The following is an 18,214-nucleotide window of genomic DNA, read 5'->3' as shown; positions in this document are numbered from 1 at the left end:
TATTCATGAACAAATTCGATCTGCAGAAGAACCAGGCGCTGAAACTGGCCGGCCAACTCAAGCAAGCCGGCACGCCCGACCGCTTCGGCGCCGCCTCGCAAGTGCCCGACCGCCGCGAGCAGCGCAAGCTCGACCAGGCCGCCGGCCTGGTGCCGTTTCCGCTGAAGCTGTCGCAGGCGCAGGCGGACCAGCTGCGCGCGGCCGCCGCCGAACGCGGCCTGAGCACCAACGACATCATCGCCGAAGCCTTGCAGAAGGCCCTGGGCTGATGCATATCTGGGTCGACGCCGACGCCTGCCCCGGGGTCATCAAGGACATCCTGTTCCGCGCCGCGCAGCGCTGGCAGGTGCCGGTGACCCTGGTGGCGAATCAGGCGCTGCATACGCCGCCTTCGCCACTGATCCGGGCGGTGCAGGTGCCGCGCGGCTTCGACGTGGCCGACGCTCACATCGCCGAACGCGCGGTGGCCGGCGACCTGGTGATCACCGGCGACATCCCGCTGGCGGCGCAGGTGCTGGAAAAAGGCGCCATGGCGCTGAACCCGCGCGGCGAACGCTATTCGCCCGAGACCATCCGTGAACGGCTGGCGCTGCGGGACATGATGGAGGAATTGCGCGCGAGCGGCGTGGACACGGGCGGACCGTCTTCGTTCAGCCAATCCGACCGCAAGGCCTTCGCCAACCAGCTCGACACCCTGCTGGCGCGCGCGGCGCGGCTGGCCGCGCCCAAGGCCTGAACGACGCGGGCAATGCGCCCGGCCGCGTCAATAGAACGTGATGTACGCCTTGTAGATGATGGTGCCGATGGCCGTGATAAGGCCGATGCCCATCAGCCCCATGCCGATGTTGCGATCCCGCAGCCCAAACCCGAGCAGCATGAGCGCCACGCCCGTGACGATGATGATCAACATGGTGTTGGTGCTGGGGTGCATGAAGGTCTCCCGGTAAACGACGCGTTTCGCGTCTCAGTCTGCGTTTGCCTTTGCTCTTGCTTTTGCATCCACATCCGGTTGCCGCGGCCCGGCCACGCGCTTTGGGTCGAGCTTAGGGTCGAGCTTTGGACCGAGCTTTGGGCCGAAATTGCGACTTCAGATTTCATCATAGACAACCCGGGGCACGATGGCGCGCAAATCCGGCGGTCGCGCTTGCGGCATATCAAGGCCACGCGCAAAACAAAAAAGCCAACCGGCTAAGGTTGGCTTCATTGTCGCTCGGGTTTGCGTCTTTGCTTGCGCAAAGCGCTTGCACCGGTCTCGAGTCGCGACTGCCGGCTTTTCAGCCTGACGGCGCTCTTCGAGGGTCTTTGGTGGGTAGTACTGGGTTCGAACCAGTGACCCCTGCCGTGTGAAGGCAGTGCTCTACCACTGAGCTAACCACCCCGAAAGAGGCGAAATATTAGCACGCTTTTTTGAAAGTGTGCAAGTCGCCTCGAAAAAACTTCAAGCGGCCGCCACCGGCGCGTCCAGCTTGCGCCACACGCATTCGCCGCCAACCGACTTGTCCAGCGCCGCCAGGTAGGTTTCGTGCTCGGCCAGTTCGGCTTCGCTGGCCTTCACCACCGGCAGGCCGGAGGCGTCGAACCTGGCCAGCACCACGCCGCCGCCCGCGCCCGAGTCGTTGTCGTCGACATCGATCAGCAGCGCATCCTGGCCGCGGGTCATGGCCAGCCAGACTTCCGCCAGCAGTTGCGAGTCGAGCAACGCGCCGTGCAGCGTGCGGTGCGCGTTGGAGATGCCGAAGCGGTCGCACAGCGCGTCCAGCGAGTTGCGCTTGCCCGGGAACAGCGAACGCGCGTGCAACAGCGAATCGGTGACCGTCGCGCAGTATTCGGTGATCGGGCCGCGGCCGGTCTTGGCCAGCTCGGCGTTGAAGAACTTCACGTCGAACGCCGCGTTGTGCGCGATCAGTTCGGCGCCCTGGATGAACTTGACGAACTCGTCGGCCACTTCCGCAAAGCGCGGCTTGTCGGACAGGAACTCGGTGGTCAGGCCGTGCACCGCCAGCGCCTCGGGGTCGCTGTCGCGGTCCGGGTTCAGGTAGATGTGCAGGTTGTTGCCGGTGGCCATCCGGTTGACCAGTTCGACGCAGCCGATTTCGACGATGCGGTGTCCCTGGGCGGGATCCAGCCCGGTGGTTTCAGTGTCAAAGATGATCTGGCGCATAAAGCTATTCCGACGCTTGGGCCGCTGGCGCCGACGGCGCCTGGCCATCCGCCGGGCCGGCCGGGGGATGCGCTGCGCTGCCGGCCGGGCCGGGTTTCCTGCGTGCGGTGGCGATCAGGGTGTAGGCCACCGGCACGACGAACAAGGTCAATAGTGTACCCAGCATCAGCCCGCCCACCAGGACCCAGCCGATCTGCTGGCGCGATTCGGCGCCCGCGCCCGACGACAGCGCCAGCGGCACGGTGCCCAGCACCATGGCGCCGGTGGTCATCAGGATCGGCCGCAGGCGCAGCACACTGGCCTCGGTGACGGCCTCGAACAGGGCCTTGCCCTCGTCGCGCAGCTGGTTGGTGAATTCGACGATCAGGATGCCGTGCTTGGTGATCAGGCCCACCAGCGTGATAAGGCCGATCTGGCTGTAGATCGACAGCGTGCCGCCCGTCAGCCACAGCGCCAGCAGCGCGCCGGTCATCGACAGCGGCACCGACAGCATGATGATGAAGGGGTTGCGCCAGCTTTCGAACTGGGCCGCCAGCACCAGGTAGATGAAGGCCAGCGCCATGGCGAACACCAGGTAGATGCTGCCTGACGAATCGCGGAACTCGCGCGACTGGCCGTCCAGGTCCGTCACCACCGTATTGGGCAGCACGTCACGCGCCACCTGGTGCATGTGGGTCAGCACCTCGCCCAACGCATAGCCCGGCGCCACGGCGGCGTCGATCTTGACCGCGCGCAGGCGGTTGAAGTGGTTCAGCGACTGCGGCGACACGCCTTCGTGCACGGCCACCAGGTTGTCCAGTTGCACCATGCTGCCGTCACGCGCCCGCACGTGGATGCCGGAAATGTCGGTGGGGGTGGCGCGGTCGCGCGGCGTGACCTGCACGATCACGTCGTACTGCTCGCCCTGGTCCTTGTAGCGGGTCACCTGGCGCCCGCCCAGCATCGATTCGAGGGTGCGGCCCACGGTGTCGACGTTGGTGCCGACGTCGGCCATCTTGTCGCGGTCCACCCGCACCCGCAACTCGGGCGTGTTCAGGCGCAGGTCGGTGTCCAAGTTGAGCAGGCCGGGATACTTGCGCAGTTCCGTCAGGAACACCTCGGTCAGGCGCGCCAGTTCCTCATAGGAGGCCTGGCTCATGATGATGAATTCCACCGGCTTGGAACGCGCCGACTGGCCCAGCGACGGCGGATTGGTCGGGAACGCCCGCACCCCCGGCAGCGACGAGAACAACGGTTGCAGTTCCTGGGTGATGGCCTGCTGGCGGCGGCCGCGCTCCTCCCAGGGCTTGAGGCGCAGGATCGCGGTGCCGTCGGTGACCGTGGGAAAACCGACGGTGACCTGGCTGCCGCTGGCCTCGGGAATGGCGGCGTAGAACTTCTCGATGCCGAGCATGCTGTCGAGCGTGTAGTTCAGCGTCGCGCCTTCCGGCGAACTGACGATGCCGAACACGACGCCGCGGTCCTCGACCGGCGCCAGCTCGCTCTTGACCACCTTGAACAGCACGCCGCTGGCCGCCGCCACCGCGATGCCGATCGCCACCACCAGCCAGCGATGGCGCAGCGCCAGCGCCAGTGTCCGCCGGTAGCCATTGCTCATGGCGTCGAGCCAGCCTTCGATCAGGTTGTACCAGCGGCTGTGGCTGCTCTGGTGGCGCAGCAGCACCGAGCACATCATGGGCGTCAGCGTCAGCGCCACGAAGCCGGACACCAGCACCGCGCCGGCCAGCGCCAGCGCGAACTCGATGAACAGCCGCCCGGTGCGGCCGGTGGCAAAGGCCAGCGGCGCGTACACCGTCACCAGGGTCATGGTCATGGCCACCACGGCGAAGCCGATCTCGCGCGAGCCGCGCAGCGCCGCTTCCTTGCGCGGCATGCCGTCCTCGATGTGGCGGAAGATGTTCTCCAGCACCACGATGGCATCGTCCACCACCAAACCGATGGCCAGCACCATGGCCAGCAGCGTCAGCGTGTTGATCGAGAAGCCGAACAGGTACATCAGCGCGCAGGCGCCCACCAGCGACACCGGGATGGTGACGATGGGAATGATGCTGGCGCGCAGGTTGCGCAGGAAGAAGAAGATCACCAGCACCACCAGGACGATGGCTTCGCCGATGGTGTGGAACACCGAGTCGATGGAGCGCTCGATGAACACCGACGAGTCGTAGGCGATGGTCAGCTTCATGCCCGCGGGCAGGTTCTCGTTCAGCCGCGCCACTTCCTCGCGCGCCGCCTTGGACAGCTCCAGCGGGTTGGCGGTGGACTGGCGCGTGACCCCGATGTTGATGGCCGGCTTGCCGTTGAAGCGCGACAGGATGCGGTCGTTGGCGGCCCCGATCTCCACCTTGGACACGTCCCGCAGCCGCACCGGATAACCCTTCACGTTGGCGACGATGACGTTCTCGAACTGCGCCGGGGTCTGCAGGTCGGTGGACGACACCACCGAAAACTCGCGCGCCCGCGACTCGATGCGGCCGGCCGGGATCTCCACGTTCTGGCTGCGCAGCGCCGACTCGACGTCCTGCACCGTGAGGCCGTAGGCCGCGAGCTTGTCGCGGTCGACGTAGATGCGCATGGACGGCAGCCGTTCGCCGAACACGCGCACCTCGGCCGCGCCGGGCAGCACCGACAGGCGGGTCTTGATGTAGCGGTTGATGTAGTCGGAAGTCTGGATGGCCGAATACGAACCGGACTCGACCGCGATGTAGATGATGGGCTGCGAATCCGCCTCGACCTTGCCGATGATGGGCTCGTCGATCTCGTCGGGCAGGAAACGGCGCGCACGCGAGACCTTGTCGCGCACTTCGGCCGCCGCCGCGTCCGGATTGCGCGACAGGTTGAACTTGATGTTGATCAGGCTGCGCTCGGAGCGGCTGCGCGAGGTCATCACGTCCACGCCCTCGATGCCGGCCAGCTGGTCTTCCAGCGGCTTGGTCACCTGCGACTCGATCACCTCGGGCGAGGCGCCCTTGTAGGTCGTGTCCACCGACACGATGGGCTCGTCGATCTTGGGATATTCCCGCACCGTCAGGCGCGAATACGAGATCAGGCCGATCAGCACGATGACCAGTGACAGCACCGATGCGAACACCGGCCGCTGGATACAGGTTTCCGAAATGCGCATGAAGGCCGCCGCTCGCTGGGATAGTGGCGTCAGGCGCCGTTGTTGACGACCTGCACCGGGCCGCCGTCGGTGACGCGCTGCAGTCCGGAGACCACCAGTTGGTCGCCCGCAGCCACGCCCGTCAGGATCTCGACCTTGCCTTCACGGCGCTCGCCGATGGTGACTTCGCGGCGCTCGGCCACGCCGTCCTTGACGCGGTATACGTACTGCGTCTCGCCGGACGGCGACAGCGCCGCCTCGGGCGCGACCAGCGCCTTGTCCTGGTTGAACAGCAACTGCACGCGCGCGAACATGCCCGGGCGTAGCAGCGAATCGGCGTTGGCCACGGTGGCGCGCAGCAGGATGGAGCGCCCGCCCGCATCGACCAGCGGGCTGACCGCGTACACCAGGCCGGGGCGTTCCTGGCCTGGCAAGGCATCCAGGCGCAGCGTCAGCTGCTGCCCCACGCCGACCTTGCTGAGATACATCTCGGGCACGCGGAAATCCACCTTGAGCGGGTCGATCGCTTCCAGCGGCGCCAGGTCCTGGCCCTGGTTGACGTAGTCGCCCACCGACACGCTGCGCAGGCCGGCGAAACCGGCGAACGGCGCGCTGATGGTCATCTTGTCCAGGCGCGCCTGCGCCAGCGCCACCGCGGCCTCCTGCACCTTGAGCGTGCTGGCCGACTCGTCGCGCGCCTGCTGGCTGACGAAGCCCTTGGCCTGCAGCGCCACGGCGCGGCGATAGTGGCTCTGCGCCAGCGCCAGGTTGGCACGGGCCTGCGCCAGTTCGGCGCGCGGCACGGAATCATCCAGGCGGATCAGCGCCTGGCCACGCTTGACCGGCTGGCCTTCCTTGAATTCGATCGACTGGATCCGGCCGGCCACTTCGGGCCGCAGCATCACGGCCTCATCCGAGCGCAGGCTGCCCACCGCCGACAGGCCGCGGGCGAACGGAATTTCCGTGACGGCGGAGACTTCGACCCGCACTGGAGCCGCCTTGGAGACGGGTTGGGCGGGCGCGGCGGCGCTGGCCGCCTGCGTGGCGACCGGCGCGAGCCAGCGCGGCACGAATACGCCCAGAGCGGCCCCCGCGGCCACTCCCGCCGCGATAGCGGCCAGCAATGCTGCTTTTTTCATGCGAATGTGGCGGTATCGCGGCGCGTGCCAGGCATCCCCCGCTGGGACGGCGCCGCAGGAACAGGATCAAGGGTTGGCACTTTAGCACCGGATTTACAACCTGGAACAATCCTGAAGCGCACTGAAAGCACTAAACCGGCCGACCCAGGGTATTTCCCGATGCGGCAGGCCGCCGCAGCGCGCCCGCATCGGTGAAAACACAGAGCCGTTGGCGGACGCCGCGGCGCCCCGGCGGGTCGTTCAGCCGCGTCGGACCGACTCGACGCCCTGGTTGGCCAATTGGTCGGCGCGCTCGTTGCCGGGATCGCCGGCATGGCCACGCACCCAGCGCCACGACACGGTGTGACGGCGCACCTGCTCATCCAGGGACTGCCACAGCTCGGCATTCTTGACCGGCTTCTTGTCGGCCGTCATCCAGCCGCGCCGCTTCCAGTTGGCCAGCCATTCGGTCATGCCTTTCATGACGTACTGGGAGTCGGTGTGGATGGTGACCGCGCAGGGACGCTTGAGCGCGCGCAGCCCCTCGATCACGGCCAGCAGTTCCATGCGGTTGTTGGTGGTCTGGGCCTCGCCGCCGTGCATGGTCTTTTCGTGCACGCCGGCGCGCATCAGCACCCCCCAGCCGCCCGGACCGGGATTGCCCTTGCAGGCGCCGTCGGTCCACATTTCCACTTTCTGGTCGTTCGCGTTGTTGTCCTGCATGGTGCTGCTTGTATGTCCTTGTACTCTCGATGTGAATGCGGCGGGCCGCTCAGGAGCGGTCGAAGCCGTCGTCGGCCTGGCGGTTGACCACCACCGACGCGGCGCGGGCCCGCTTGGGCTTGGTCTTCCAGGCCGGGCCGATGATACGCATGCCGGCCACGCGCTTGACCGCCGACACCAGGTAGACCGCGCCGCCCACGCTCCACCAACGCGCGCCGGCCGATTCGAGGAAGCCCCAGCGCTGCAGCCATTTTTCGCTGCGGCAAGCCGGCGCGTAGCAGCCAAAGTGGCTTTGCTCGACCTCGAGCGACAGCAGCTTGAACCAGTCTTTCAGGCGCGGCAGCGACACCTGCGACGACGGCGGTTGCGGCAGCCAGGGCTCCATGCCCGGCATGCGGGTGCGCGCGCCCCACATGCTCCAGGGATTGAAGCCGGAGATCACCACGCGCCCTTCCGGCACCAGCACGCGCTCGACCTCGCGCAGCACGTTGTGCGGCTCGCTGGTGCATTCGAAGGCGTGCGGCAGGATCAGCAGGTCCACGCTCTGCGATTCGAACGGCAGCGCCTCGGGCTGCGCCAGCACCACCCGCGACTGCCAACCGGCGATGCTTTCGGCGGTCGGGGTTTCGGTGCCGACATACCCCTTGAAGGGCATGCGGTTGGCGCGCAGCAGGTTCAGGTCGGCCAGGCCGACCTGCCAGGCGTAATATCCAAAGACGTCCGCCACCGCCGCGTCGAACTGCGCGCGCTCCCAGGCCAGGGCGTATTGCCCTGGCGGAGTCTGGAACCATTCGGCCAGTTCTACAATCGGCGGAGTCTCTTCTGCCACGTCTTATTCCTTCGAATCCCATGCAAGCCTTGACCGCCCCCGCAGGCGGCCGCGAACGCAATGCCGCGGTCTTGCCCCTGCCCGCCTTCACCGACAACTATATCTGGGCCATCGTCCGCGACGGCCAGGCCGCCGTGGTCGACCCGGGCGAAGCCGGCCCGGTGCTGCAATGGCTGGCCCGCGAAGGCCTGCGACTGCGCGCCATTCTACTCACGCACCATCATGGCGACCATGTGGGCGGTGTTCTCGAATTGTCCCGCATCGGCGACATCACGGTGTACGGCCCGGCGCGCGAAAAATTGCCGCGCTGCGACGTGCCGCTGGTCGAAGGCGACCGCGTGGTGCTGCCCGAACTGGACCTGGACCTGGCCGTGCTGGACGTGCCGGGACATACCGCCGGCCACATCGCCTACACCGGGCGGGCGGCGGGAAAACAGCCTGTGCTGTTCTGTGGCGACACCCTGTTTGCCGGGGGCTGTGGCCGGCTTTTCGAGGGCACTCCCGCGCAAATGTCTGATTCTTTGGAAAAATTTTCTGTTTTACCGCCAGATACACAGGTTTTTTGCGCACACGAGTACACTCTAGCGAACTTGCGCTGGGCCATGGCGGTCGAACCCGCCAACCGCACCCTGCAACAGTGGTATCAGCGGGCCCGGCAATTACGCGCAGAAGGTCTCCCCACGCTTCCGTCGACCATCGGCCAGGAACGCGCGACCAATCCGTTTTTGCGTACGCAGCAAGCTGACGTCGTCCGCGCCGCAGACAACTGGGCCGGCCACGACCACCCGACGCCGGTAGAGGTTTTTGCCTCCCTTCGTGAATGGAAGAACGATTTCAAGTGACCGCCCGATGAATTTCTCCCGACTCCTTCTGCCACTTCTGCTGGCAGTCCTCGCCGGTTGCGCAGGAACCAAATCCCACGACAGCAAGAACCTCACCACCAATTCCCAAGGGCGCTACATCGCCCGCGACACGTCCCGCACGGTCGACCTGACCAATCCGCCGGTCGACGCCTGGGACCGCATCCGCCGCGGCTTCGCCATCCCCAACCTGAACACCGACCTCTCGCAGCAGTGGACCGACTACTACGCGTCCCACCCCGAGGCGGTGCAGCGCATGGCCGAGCGCGCCGGCAAGTACCTGTATTTCATCGTCGACGAGATCAACCGGCGCGGCCTGCCGACCGAGCTGGCGCTGCTGCCTTTCGTCGAAAGCGCCTACAACCCCACCGCGCTGTCGCGCGCCCAGGCCTCGGGCCTGTGGCAGTTCGTGCCGGCCACCGGCCAGCACTTCAACCTGAAGCAGGACTGGTGGCGCGACGAGCGCCGCGACCCCATCGCCTCGACCAACGCGGCGCTGGACTACCTTGAAAAGCTGTTCGAGATGCAGGGCGACTGGTACCTGGCGCTGGCCTCGTACAACTGGGGCGAAGGCTCGGTGCAGCGCGCCATGGCCAAGAACGAGGCCGCCGGCCAGCCCACGGACTACCTGTCCCTGAACATGCCGGACGAGACCCGCAACTACGTGCCCAAGCTGCAGGCCATCAAGAACATCATCGCCGACCCGCAGCGCTACGCGGTGGCGCTGCCGCCGGTCGGCAACACGCCCTACTTCGTGACGGTGCAGAAGAACAGCGACATCGATCTGGAAATCGCCGCCAAGCTGGCCGAGATGCCGCTGGACGAATTCAAGGCGTTGAACCCGTCGTTCAACCGCCCGGTGATCCGCGGCGACCACGCCCCCACCCTGCTGCTGCCGGCCGACCGCGTCGAGATCTTCAACGCCAACCTGACCAACTACAAGGGCGACCTGAGCGCCTGGAAGGTCTACCACTCGCGCCGCGGCGAATCCTACGCCTCGATCGCCAAGCGTTTTGGCGTGACCGAAGCCAAGCTGCGCGAAACCAACGACATAGGCTCGCGCCAGAAGGTAGCGTCGGGCCAGTCGCTGCTGGTGCCGGGCGACCCGGGCACCGGCGGCGTGCAGCTGGCCTCGCTGGCCGCGCCGGTGGGCGCGCTGGATTCGGCTCCCGTCAGCACCGGCAAGACGCCGGCGCCGCGCGGCAAGGCCGCCGCGCCCGCCGCCCGCGGGGCCAATGCCCGTCCCAACGTGCGCACCCACAAGGTGCGCCAGGGCGACACGCTGTTCTCGCTGGCCAAGCAATACGGCACCTCGGTGGACGCGCTGCGCGCCCTGAACAACCTCAAGGGCAGCGCGCTCAAGATCGGCACCCAGCTGCGCGTGCCGGGCACCAACGCCCGCGGCTGACCCCGCGATCGATACGCTTCATGCAGCGGCGCCCGCAAGGGCGCCGCTCTGTTTTGTCCGCGAAACCGCCAAACTCCTTAAAATAGGCGGTCTCCAGCAGGAAAAAATCAAAGGAATCACACACATGGGCTTTCTCGCCGGCAAACGCATCCTGGTCACCGGGGTGCTTTCCAACCGCTCCATCGCCTACGGCATCGCGCGCGCCTGCCATCAGCAGGGCGCCGAACTGGCCTTCACCTACGTCGGCGACCGCTTCAAGGACCGCGTGGCCGAATTCGCCGCCGAGTTCGGCAGCGACATCGTGCTGCCCTGCGACGTCGCCGAAGACAGCCAGATCGAAGCCACCTTCACCGAGCTGGCCAAGCGCTGGGACGGCCTGGACGGCCTGGTGCACTCGATCGGTTTCGCGCCGCGCGAAGCCATCGCCGGCAATTTCCTGGATGGCCTGTCGCGCGAAGGCTTCCGCATCGCCCATGACATTTCCGCCTACAGCTTCGCCGCGATGGCCAAGGCCGCGCTGCCGCTGATGGAAGGCCGCAACGGCTCTGTGCTGACGCTGACCTACCTGGGCGCCGAACGCGTGGTGCCCAACTACAACACCATGGGCCTGGCCAAGGCCTCGCTCGAAGCCAGCGTGCGCTACCTGGCCACGGCGCTGGGTCCGCGCGGCATCCGCGCCAACGGCATTTCGGCCGGCCCGATCAAGACGCTGGCCGCCAGCGGCATCAAGGACTTCTCGGCCATCCTGAAGTTCGTCGAGGCCCAGGCGCCGCTGCGCCGCAACGTCACCATCGATGACGTCGGCAACGTCGCCGCGTTCATGCTGTCGGACCTGGCCGCCGGCGTCACCGGCGAAATCACCCACGTGGACGCCGGTTTCTCGACCATCGTCCCGGGCATGGAAGAGTAATTCCGTTGGCGGGCCGGGCGCGCCGCCCGGCCGTTGCGCCCCGGGCGGGTCTTCCGCCCGGGCTGCCGGCGCCTCAGGCCGGCCGCACCACCAGCGTGGACACCTGCACGTCCACCGCGGTCATCAGTTTGTGGATCGGGCATTTCTCGGCCACCGCCAGCAATTCGTCGATCTGCGCGTCCGACAGTTCGCCATGCAAGGTGAGCTTGGCGGTCAGGCGATAGACGCCCTTGCGTTCCTCGCTGGCATCGCGCACCACGTCAACGCCCACCGACTCCAGCGGCAGCCCCTTGCGCTGCGCGTAGACCATCAGCGTCATGGCCTTGCAGCCGCCCAGCGCCGTATCGAAGTAATCGTGGGGATCGGGGCCCGCGCCTTGCGGCTGCGGCATGTCCAGCGGCAGGTCGTGGCCTTCGGCCGTGGCGGTGAACTGCAGGGTCTTGGGCGCGTTCTGGCGCACGTGGATGGTCATGGGCGGGGTTCCTCGCGTTGCGGGCGGCACGACGGGCCGCTCCTGCCCCGTTTGTAGCATCCGCGGCCGGCTATCGGGCTTCCGCAACACTCATTTCTGACTGTAAGCTGAACTTCCAGCCTCGGCGCTGGTCGGATATTGCTGTCCGCAAGATCGTTTGCATTCAACAGGAAGACCGCATGAGCGCCAGACAACTTCTAGACCAATTACTGCAATCCGGCCAGGGCCTGCTGGCCGACGCCGGTTCCAAGGTGCAGGGAGCCACGGGCGGCAAAGGATCGTCCTTCCTGACCGGGTTGGGCGGCGGCGCCCTGGGCGCCGGGGCGCTGGGCCTGCTGCTGGGCAGCAAGAAGGCCCGCAAGATCGGCGGCAAGGTCGCCATGTACGGCGGCATGGCCGCGCTTGGCGCCCTGGCCTACCGCGCCTATGGCGACTGGCAGCGCAAGCAGGCCGGGGCGCCCGCCGCCCCGCCGCAGACGCTGGACCGCCTGCCCGCGCCCGAGGCCGAACAGCACAGCACGGCGGTGCTGACCGCGATGATCGGGGCGGCCAAGGCCGACGGTCATATCGGGCCTGAAGAACGCGCCCTGCTGGAAACCGAGTTGGCCAAACTGTCCAGCGATGCGCAGGACCGTCGCTGGCTCGAAACCGAGTTGTCGCGCCCGCTCGATCCCGCCGTGATCGCGCAGTCGGCCAAGACACCGGAAATGGCCGCCGAAATGTACCTGGCCAGCCTGCTGGTGGTCGACGAGGAAAGCTACATGGAGCGCGCCTACCTGGACGAACTGGCGCGCCAGCTCAAGCTGCAACCGGGGCTGAAGGAACAGCTGGAACAGCACGCGCGCGCGGCAGGCTGACGGCGGGCGCGTCGCGCCAGCCCGCAGCGGCGGGGCCAGCGGCACAACCGCCGGCCCCGCCGTTTTCATGTCCTGTCAATCGGCATGCAGGCCGATTGCGGCAGTCAGCGCCGTGTAGCGGTCGATATCGGCGTTGATCATGTCCTGGAACGCGCCTGGCGAGCTCGTCGTCGGCGTGAAGCCCTGCTCGCGCAATGCCGCCTGCACGTCGGGCCGCAGCATGATGCGCGCCAGCGTGGCGTTCAGCCTCGCCACGACCGCCGGCGGCGTGGCGGCCGGAGCCAGCAGGCCGTGCCATTGGTCCAGCGCGTAGCCGCTGATGCCTTGCTCGGCCACGGTCGGCACGGCCGGCAGCAAGGGCGAACGCTGCGGCGACGTCACCGCCAGCGCGCGCAGGCGGCCCGCCGCGATCAAGGGCGCGGCGCTGGACGCCGTGACCACGCCCATGCCGACCTGGCCGGACATCACATCGGTCAGGGCCGGACCGCAGCCCTTGTAGGGCACCTGCTGCAAGGGCGCGCCCGTGGCCCGCGCCAGCATTTCACCCGCCAGGTGCTGCGGCGTGCCGTTGCCGCAGGAGGCAAACGGCAGCGAACGCTCGGGTCGGGCCGCGTTGAGCGCGTCATCCAGCGTGCGCAACGGCGAGGCCGCCGGCACCACGAACACGGATGGCACGAACGCCACATTCATCACCGCCGTGAAGTCGCGCCTGGGCGCAAATCCCAGGCTGCGGTACACACCGGGGTTGATCGCGAACGAACTGTTGACCATCAACAAGGTGTAGCCGTCGGGCGGCGATTCGGCGACCACGCGGGCGCCGATGTTGCCGCTGGCGCCCGGCCTGTTCTCGACCACCACCGGCTGGCCGAACTGTTCCTGCAGGTCGGCGCCCAGCCGCCGCGCCAACAGGTCGGTGCCGCCGCCAGGCGGGAAGGTCACCACGATGGTGATGGGGCGGGTCGGATAGGTCGCGTCCGCGACGGGATCGCCGGATGGCGGATTGCCGCAGGCACCCAGCGCCAGGGCCAGCGGCAGCAAGCAAAATCGAAGGGCGCGTTTCATGATGCGTATCCCTGGCAAAAGGCCGGACTCAGGCGTCCAGTCCGATATCGAGCACCTTGGCGCTGTGCGTCACCCAACCGACGGCGATCTGGTCGACACCGGTGGCGGCCACCGCGGCGGCGGTGTCGGGCGTGATGCGGCCGGAGGCTTCGGTAATGGCGCGGCCGCGCGCCATGGCAACCGCCTGGCGCAATTCGTCCAGGCTCATGTTGTCCAGCAGCACCACGTCCACGCCCAGCGCCAGCGCGGTTTCCAGCTGCGCCAGCGTGTCCACTTCCAGCTCGATCTTGACCATGTGGCCGACGCTGGCGCGGGCCCGCTGCACCGCGGTCTCGACGCTGCCGGCCAACGCGATGTGGTTGTCCTTGATCAGCACGGCGTCGTCCAGGCCGTAGCGGTGGTTGCTGCCGCCGCCCACCCGCACCGCGTACTTCTGCACCGCGCGCAGGCCCGGCATGGTCTTGCGGGTGCAGGTGACGCGGGCGCCGTGGCCGGCGATGGCGCGGGCGATCGAAGCCGTTGCGGTGGCCACGCCGCTCAGGTGGCACAGGAAGTTCAGCGCCACCCGCTCGGCGCTGAGCATGGCGCGGGCGTTGCCACGGATGGTCGCGATTTCGGTGCCGGGCGCCAGCTCGGCGCCATCGCGTTGCGCCACGCGAAACTCCATGGCGGGGTCCAATGCGCGAAACGCCAGGCGCGCCAGGTCAAGACCGGCCAGCACGCCATCCTGGCGCGCCACCAAGCGCGTCTGCGCCACGGCATCGGCCGGCACGATGGCGTCGGTGGTCAGGTCTCCGGCCCGTCCCAGGTCTTCGAGCAGGGCCGCGCGCACCAGCGGCTCCAGCATGACATCCGGCAGGGAGGGAATGGTCAATCGGGCGAACGGGGCTTCAGCATTAATGCTCATTTTGAGTATTTGTTGGTTAAAAAAAGGCGCGCTCCAATTGCGCATGCACTTATGCTAAAGATGAGTATATGCGTTTGTCAAGCGTCAGAGGGCGCGCGACAAGGGCAACTTGCTGCCGGCGATGGCGCGCTCGAGCAGCACGTCGCGGCGGAAGCGGAACAGTTTGGCCGGACGACCGGCCGTGCCGGTTGCCATTTCGCCGGTCTCTTCCACCAGCGCCTGCTGCTCGATCAGGCGCCGGAAGTTCTGCTTGTGCAGGCCGCGTCCGGCCAGGGCCTCGACGGCCTGCTGCAACTGCAGCAGCGTGAACTGCGCCGGCATGAGTTCGAACACCACCGGCCGGTACTTGATCTTGGCGCGCAGCCGCGCGATCCCAGTGGCCAGGATGCGGCGGTGGTCATGGCGCATCGGCTCGCCCGGCAGCGCCGCGGCCTGTCCCGCCGCCTGACGTCGCGCCGCCTCGGGCACCAGGCCGGCCTCGAACAGCAGCTCGTAGCGTTGCAGCACCATGTCTTCGTTCCAGGCAGCGCCATCGAGGCCGAAGGTGATGGCAACGCGCTGGCTGCAGCGGTTGCGCATGGCGGTGTCGGAAGCGCCTTCACACCACGCCCGCAGGCGTGGCACGATCAGTTCGTCCAGCACCGAGGGCGTGCCCGCGCGCCGGTCTTCCCACGGGAAATAGCGGTACCAGTCCTGCCAACCGACCTGCGCCACGCCGGTCTCGCCCGCCTCGCGAGTCAGGCCGAGATAACTGACGGACATGACCCGCGCACCCGACTCGTCGGAACGATCGCCGTCGGCGAAGGTATAGAGCTGCTCGACGTAGCCCAGGGGATGATGCGTCTGCGCCTCCACCCACGCCCGCAAGCCCGCTTGCAGCGAACGGTGCGAGAGTTCGAAAGGCCCCGCCGGCAAGGCGCGCGCGTCATCGGTGGTCAGGACGCGCGGCTCGCCGTTGGTGACGGCGACCAGGACGGCGACGAGTTCGGCATGGACGGAGCGTTCGACGGATTCGGTCAAGGTGGATGGCTGGAAATGAAGGAAACCGGGCGCTGTGGAGGGAGGTCGCGAGGCCAGGACATTCGTGGTCTGGCAACGTCGCAACGCGCTCGGCATTATAAGGGCCAGGACGCTGCAACAGCCCCTTGCAAACGTGACAACGCAAATGGCGCCGCGGGCCGATGGCGGCCCTAAGATGAAGGGAAATCCCCGGCGCGTCGCCATCCTGGGACGCCCACAACCGGAGACGTCATCATGCTGAAAACCGTCATCGATTCTTCCGCCGCCGCGACCAAACCGGAACCGGCCAAGGACAAGGCTGCCACCGTCGACCCCCGCAAGGGCACCGGCGTGCTGCCGATGCCCGACCAGAGTCCCACGGTCGCCGGCATGCCACGGCAGGGCCGCGCCATCGAGCCACCCGGAGATCCCGGCATCATCACGCCGGAGGACGATCTGCTCGATACCTCGTACGAAAACCGCAAGCCCTGAGGCTGCGCGCCCCCCCCCGGCCGGGGCGCCGCGCGCGGGCCGTCAGCCGACCTTGGCCACCGCTTCCTGGCGCGTGTCGACCACCGTCAGGATGGCCAGGAACCCGCTGATGTCGAACACCTCGCGCACGTGCGGCTGCATCGCGCACAGCGCCAGCGCGCCGGCGCTCTGCTTCAGGCGCTTGGCCAGCACCAGCACCACGCGCAGCCCGGCGCTGGAGATGTAGTTCAGGTTCGACATGTCGAGCACGAAGCGGTGCTCGCCCTTTTCCACGTGCGACAACAGGTCCGCTTCGATGCCCGCGGCGTTGCCGCTGTTGATCTGCCCTTCGGGCGAGACAACCAGCACTTCCCCGACTTTCTCGATTGCGAGATTCATAGTGGTTCCCGGAAATTGACCGGCGCCCCGATCCCGGCGCTTGCGGGCGGCGGCGCGATGCCGAGATGATACGCGAGGCGCCCGCGCAGCCAAACGCAAACTTCAAAACGCGCGCGCCATAGCCTGCCGGTACGCCGTCGGCGCGCATTCGGGCATACTTCCACCTGCACGTGTACCACTGAACGCAAGGCGACCATGCCCTCTCAGCCCGATACGCTTGACCTCGTCCCCGACGCCCGCGCCGTCGCTTCCGCCATCGAATGGCTGGAGGCCATCGCCGAGCGCGACGGCTGGTCACCCAAGCTGAGCTTCGGTCTGTCCTTGAGCCTGGACGAAGCGCTGACGAACATCGTTTCGTATGCTTTCGACGATCCCCTGCTCGCGCCCGATCCTGCCCGCGTCAACCTGGCCTGCCGCCAGGATGACGGATGGATATCGCTGGAGATAATCGACAATGGCCGACCGTACGATCCCACCAAGACAGCGCCTCCCCCATTGGCCGCTACGCTCGACGACGCCGAGATCGGCGGCCATGGCGTGCGGCTGATGCAGCACTATCTGCACGACCTGCGCTACACGCGCGACGGCGGCCGCAATCGCCTGACCCTCGTGATGCGCGCCGCGTGACTCACCGGCGCGTCCCATCAAGACGCGCTATCGACAACTTGCAATGCATAGACAGAAAGTACCGAACGAAACCCGGTGATCTGTCACTCATGCATAGACTGCGCGCCGGTTGCGCGTGGCCCCCGCTCAGATGCCGCCCGTGAACGCTCCCTATCGTCCAGAAGGATTGCTTGCCCGCCCCCTGCATGCCCGCGTCGACGCGAGCGCCGTGGCCCACAACCTCGCGCGCTTGCGCGCCGCGTTGCCGGACAGCGACGCGCCACGGCTGTGGGCCACGGTGAAAGCCGATGCCTACGGCCACGGCCTGGCGCGCGTGCTGCCGGCCCTGCGCGACGCCGACGGCCTGGCCGTGCTGCACCTGGACGAAGCCCGCGCCTGCCGGCAACTCGGATGGAACGGACCGGTGCTGGTCTATGGCGGCCTGTACTCTCCCGCCGACACCTTGTTGCTGGACACGCCGGACCTGCACCTGGTCATCACCCACGCCGCGCAGCTGCAATGGCTGGCGCAATCGCCGGCGCGCGAGCGGCCGGCGATCTGGCTGCGTTTCGCCGGAGACATCCATCACACCGGCTTCTGCGCGGACGACTATCGCGCCGCCTTCGAACAGGCCCGGCAGCTGGCCGCGCGCGGCCTGGTCGGCGAAATCGGCCACTTGAACCACTACGCCCGCGCCGATGAAGCCGACGGCGTCGACCAGGCCGACGCGCACTTCCGCGAGGTGGTCCGCGGATTGCCGGGCCCGGTGTCCACCAGCAATTCCGCCGCCGTGCTGGGGCACGCCGGCCTGGCCGCCGGCACGCAATGGGTGCGCCCCGGCCTGGCACTGTATGGCGCCAGTCCCTTCGCCGACCGCAGCGCGGCACAGTTGGCATTGCGGCCCGCAATGTCGCTGCACTCGCAGGTGGTCGGCATCCAGCGCGTGCGGGCCGGCGCCGGCGTCGGCTACAGCGGCGCCTTCGTGGCGCCGGCGACCATGGCCGTCGGCATCGTTACCTGCGGCTATGCCGACGGCTATCCGCGCCATGCGCCCACCGGCACGCCGGTGATGGTGGCCGGCGTGCGCACCCGCCTGCTTGGACGCGTGTCCATGGACATGATGGCGGTGGACCTGGATCCCATCCCGCAAGCCGCCATCGGTTCCCCCGTGACGCTGTGGGGCGCGGACGGCCCGCCGGTCGAAGAAGTGGCGATGGCCGCGGGCACCATCGCCGCGCAATTGCTGACTGGCTTGAGCGCGCGCGTGCCGGTGGCGCTGGCCGGCGCCACGCGCTGAATGACGGCGCCCAGGACACGCGGCGCCTCCCCGAC

20 protein-coding genes and 1 tRNA gene are annotated in these 18,214 nt (G+C 67.7%); 9 read left to right on the top strand and 12 right to left on the bottom strand.

The genetic code is table 11. The annotated features are described in order from the left end of the window. Positions 1–5 precede the first annotated feature (5 nt). Both ACUTAG_RS18380 and ACUTAG_RS18375 read left to right on the top strand, forming a co-directional pair. On the top strand, positions 6–269 hold the full coding sequence (locus ACUTAG_RS18380) for a hypothetical protein (RefSeq protein ID WP_006388697.1): 264 nt from the start codon (positions 6–8) through the stop codon (positions 267–269). Continuing rightward, positions 269–736, top strand: a complete 468-nt coding sequence (locus ACUTAG_RS18375; protein ID WP_006388696.1) for a YaiI/YqxD family protein — start codon at positions 269–271, stop codon at positions 734–736. Before ACUTAG_RS18380 ends, ACUTAG_RS18375 begins: the two co-directional genes overlap by 1 nt. Before the next feature lie 27 nt (positions 737–763). Here ACUTAG_RS18375 and ACUTAG_RS18370 read toward each other — a convergent pair whose 3' ends face one another. The 7 genes from ACUTAG_RS18370 to ACUTAG_RS18340 form a co-directional block, all read right to left on the bottom strand. Next, positions 764–931, bottom strand: coding sequence for a hypothetical protein (locus tag ACUTAG_RS18370; RefSeq protein WP_006388695.1), 168 nt, complete (start codon positions 929–931; stop codon positions 764–766). Positions 932–1,303: 372 nt separating this feature from the next. Further along, positions 1,304–1,378: transfer RNA gene (locus tag ACUTAG_RS18365), tRNA-Val, on the bottom strand. 60 nt (positions 1,379–1,438) lie between these two features. Beyond that, positions 1,439–2,161, bottom strand: a complete 723-nt coding sequence (gene dnaQ / locus ACUTAG_RS18360) for a DNA polymerase III subunit epsilon (RefSeq protein WP_020925183.1) — start codon at positions 2,159–2,161, stop codon at positions 1,439–1,441. A gap of 4 nt (positions 2,162–2,165) precedes the next feature. After that, positions 2,166–5,282, bottom strand: coding sequence for an efflux RND transporter permease subunit (locus ACUTAG_RS18355; protein WP_148317534.1), 3,117 nt, complete (start codon positions 5,280–5,282; stop codon positions 2,166–2,168). A 29-nt stretch (positions 5,283–5,311) separates the two neighbouring features. Beyond that, the gene (locus tag ACUTAG_RS18350) at positions 5,312–6,400 is read right to left on the bottom strand and encodes an efflux RND transporter periplasmic adaptor subunit (protein ID WP_006388692.1); all 1,089 of its coding nucleotides are present in this window, start codon (positions 6,398–6,400) and stop codon (positions 5,312–5,314) included. 240 nt (positions 6,401–6,640) lie between these two features. Continuing rightward, positions 6,641–7,102, bottom strand: a complete 462-nt coding sequence (rnhA, locus tag ACUTAG_RS18345) for a ribonuclease HI (RefSeq protein WP_020925186.1) — start codon at positions 7,100–7,102, stop codon at positions 6,641–6,643. A 49-nt stretch (positions 7,103–7,151) separates the two neighbouring features. Next, the gene (locus ACUTAG_RS18340; RefSeq protein WP_020925187.1) at positions 7,152–7,931 is read right to left on the bottom strand and encodes a class I SAM-dependent methyltransferase; all 780 of its coding nucleotides are present in this window, start codon (positions 7,929–7,931) and stop codon (positions 7,152–7,154) included. Positions 7,932–7,951: 20 nt separating this feature from the next. On the opposite strand from ACUTAG_RS18340, the gene gloB reads away from it, so the two are divergent. The 3 genes from gloB to fabI all read left to right on the top strand — a co-directional run bounded on the left by gloB (position 7,952) and on the right by fabI (position 11,109). Next, entirely contained in the window at positions 7,952–8,773 is an 822-nt protein-coding gene (gene gloB, locus ACUTAG_RS18335; RefSeq protein WP_020925188.1) for a hydroxyacylglutathione hydrolase, read from the top strand. 7 nt (positions 8,774–8,780) lie between these two features. Beyond that, on the top strand, positions 8,781–10,199 hold the full coding sequence (locus ACUTAG_RS18330) for a transglycosylase SLT domain-containing protein (RefSeq protein ID WP_006388688.1): 1,419 nt from the start codon (positions 8,781–8,783) through the stop codon (positions 10,197–10,199). Positions 10,200–10,323: 124 nt separating this feature from the next. Continuing rightward, on the top strand, positions 10,324–11,109 hold the full coding sequence (gene fabI / locus ACUTAG_RS18325; protein WP_006388687.1) for an enoyl-ACP reductase FabI: 786 nt from the start codon (positions 10,324–10,326) through the stop codon (positions 11,107–11,109). A gap of 73 nt (positions 11,110–11,182) precedes the next feature. On the opposite strand, the gene ACUTAG_RS18320 is transcribed toward fabI, so the two are convergent. Continuing rightward, entirely contained in the window at positions 11,183–11,581 is a 399-nt protein-coding gene (locus tag ACUTAG_RS18320) for an OsmC family protein (RefSeq protein ID WP_020925191.1), read from the bottom strand. Positions 11,582–11,760: 179 nt separating this feature from the next. Here ACUTAG_RS18320 and ACUTAG_RS18315 point away from each other — a divergent pair, with 179 nt between their 5' ends. Then, positions 11,761–12,438: a tellurite resistance TerB family protein gene (locus ACUTAG_RS18315; RefSeq protein ID WP_076467589.1), complete on the top strand. Its 678-nt coding sequence runs from the start codon at positions 11,761–11,763 to the stop codon at positions 12,436–12,438. A gap of 75 nt (positions 12,439–12,513) precedes the next feature. On the opposite strand, the gene ACUTAG_RS18310 is transcribed toward ACUTAG_RS18315, so the two are convergent. The 3 genes from ACUTAG_RS18310 to ACUTAG_RS18300 all read right to left on the bottom strand — a co-directional run bounded on the left by ACUTAG_RS18310 (position 12,514) and on the right by ACUTAG_RS18300 (position 15,427). Beyond that, positions 12,514–13,500: a tripartite tricarboxylate transporter substrate binding protein gene (locus ACUTAG_RS18310; RefSeq protein ID WP_148317536.1), complete on the bottom strand. Its 987-nt coding sequence runs from the start codon at positions 13,498–13,500 to the stop codon at positions 12,514–12,516. A gap of 28 nt (positions 13,501–13,528) precedes the next feature. Further along, positions 13,529–14,407, bottom strand: coding sequence for a carboxylating nicotinate-nucleotide diphosphorylase (gene nadC / locus ACUTAG_RS18305; protein WP_006388683.1), 879 nt, complete (start codon positions 14,405–14,407; stop codon positions 13,529–13,531). A gap of 84 nt (positions 14,408–14,491) precedes the next feature. Continuing rightward, on the bottom strand, positions 14,492–15,427 hold the full coding sequence (locus ACUTAG_RS18300) for an NUDIX hydrolase (protein WP_148317538.1): 936 nt from the start codon (positions 15,425–15,427) through the stop codon (positions 14,492–14,494). 234 nt (positions 15,428–15,661) lie between these two features. Here ACUTAG_RS18300 and ACUTAG_RS18295 point away from each other — a divergent pair, with 234 nt between their 5' ends. After that, a complete protein-coding gene (locus tag ACUTAG_RS18295; RefSeq protein ID WP_026382474.1) occupies positions 15,662–15,898 on the top strand; it encodes a hypothetical protein in 237 nt (78 codons plus the stop codon). 42 nt (positions 15,899–15,940) lie between these two features. Here ACUTAG_RS18295 and ACUTAG_RS18290 read toward each other — a convergent pair whose 3' ends face one another. Further along, positions 15,941–16,276, bottom strand: coding sequence for an STAS domain-containing protein (locus ACUTAG_RS18290; protein WP_006388680.1), 336 nt, complete (start codon positions 16,274–16,276; stop codon positions 15,941–15,943). A gap of 195 nt (positions 16,277–16,471) precedes the next feature. Here ACUTAG_RS18290 and ACUTAG_RS18285 point away from each other — a divergent pair, with 195 nt between their 5' ends. Then, the gene (locus ACUTAG_RS18285; protein ID WP_054446643.1) at positions 16,472–16,903 is read left to right on the top strand and encodes an ATP-binding protein; all 432 of its coding nucleotides are present in this window, start codon (positions 16,472–16,474) and stop codon (positions 16,901–16,903) included. 130 nt (positions 16,904–17,033) lie between these two features. Next, the gene (gene alr, locus ACUTAG_RS18280) at positions 17,034–18,179 is read left to right on the top strand and encodes an alanine racemase (RefSeq protein ID WP_148317540.1); all 1,146 of its coding nucleotides are present in this window, start codon (positions 17,034–17,036) and stop codon (positions 18,177–18,179) included. Positions 18,180–18,214 lie beyond the last annotated feature (35 nt).

The organism is Achromobacter sp. CSND-B12 (assembly GCF_052906545.1).
The sequence above is the reverse complement of the archived record's forward strand: the minus strand, read 5'-3'. Positions and strand labels throughout refer to the sequence as shown.

Bases quoted from the DNA above. Each gene is read 5' to 3' on its own strand.
- alr (WP_148317540.1), top strand. From the start codon at position 17,034: ATGCCGCCCGTGAACGCTCCCTATCGTCCAGAAGGATTGCTTGCCCGC.
- ACUTAG_RS18290 (WP_006388680.1), bottom strand. From the start codon at position 16,276: ATGAATCTCGCAATCGAGAAAGTCGGGGAAGTGCTGGTTGTCTCGCCC.
- ACUTAG_RS18375 (WP_006388696.1), top strand. From the start codon at position 269: ATGCATATCTGGGTCGACGCCGACGCCTGCCCCGGGGTCATCAAGGAC.
- fabI (WP_006388687.1), top strand. From the start codon at position 10,324: ATGGGCTTTCTCGCCGGCAAACGCATCCTGGTCACCGGGGTGCTTTCC.
- dnaQ (WP_020925183.1), bottom strand. From the start codon at position 2,161: ATGCGCCAGATCATCTTTGACACTGAAACCACCGGGCTGGATCCCGCC.
- ACUTAG_RS18380 (WP_006388697.1), top strand. From the start codon at position 6: ATGAACAAATTCGATCTGCAGAAGAACCAGGCGCTGAAACTGGCCGGC.
- ACUTAG_RS18285 (WP_054446643.1), top strand. From the start codon at position 16,472: ATGCCCTCTCAGCCCGATACGCTTGACCTCGTCCCCGACGCCCGCGCC.
- ACUTAG_RS18330 (WP_006388688.1), top strand. From the start codon at position 8,781: ATGAATTTCTCCCGACTCCTTCTGCCACTTCTGCTGGCAGTCCTCGCC.
- rnhA (WP_020925186.1), bottom strand. From the start codon at position 7,102: ATGCAGGACAACAACGCGAACGACCAGAAAGTGGAAATGTGGACCGAC.
- ACUTAG_RS18295 (WP_026382474.1), top strand. From the start codon at position 15,662: ATGCTGAAAACCGTCATCGATTCTTCCGCCGCCGCGACCAAACCGGAA.
- ACUTAG_RS18355 (WP_148317534.1), bottom strand. From the start codon at position 5,282: ATGCGCATTTCGGAAACCTGTATCCAGCGGCCGGTGTTCGCATCGGTG.
- gloB (WP_020925188.1), top strand. From the start codon at position 7,952: ATGCAAGCCTTGACCGCCCCCGCAGGCGGCCGCGAACGCAATGCCGCG.
- ACUTAG_RS18350 (WP_006388692.1), bottom strand. From the start codon at position 6,400: ATGAAAAAAGCAGCATTGCTGGCCGCTATCGCGGCGGGAGTGGCCGCG.
- ACUTAG_RS18310 (WP_148317536.1), bottom strand. From the start codon at position 13,500: ATGAAACGCGCCCTTCGATTTTGCTTGCTGCCGCTGGCCCTGGCGCTG.
- nadC (WP_006388683.1), bottom strand. From the start codon at position 14,407: ATGAGCATTAATGCTGAAGCCCCGTTCGCCCGATTGACCATTCCCTCC.
- ACUTAG_RS18320 (WP_020925191.1), bottom strand. From the start codon at position 11,581: ATGACCATCCACGTGCGCCAGAACGCGCCCAAGACCCTGCAGTTCACC.
- ACUTAG_RS18370 (WP_006388695.1), bottom strand. From the start codon at position 931: ATGCACCCCAGCACCAACACCATGTTGATCATCATCGTCACGGGCGTG.
- ACUTAG_RS18315 (WP_076467589.1), top strand. From the start codon at position 11,761: ATGAGCGCCAGACAACTTCTAGACCAATTACTGCAATCCGGCCAGGGC.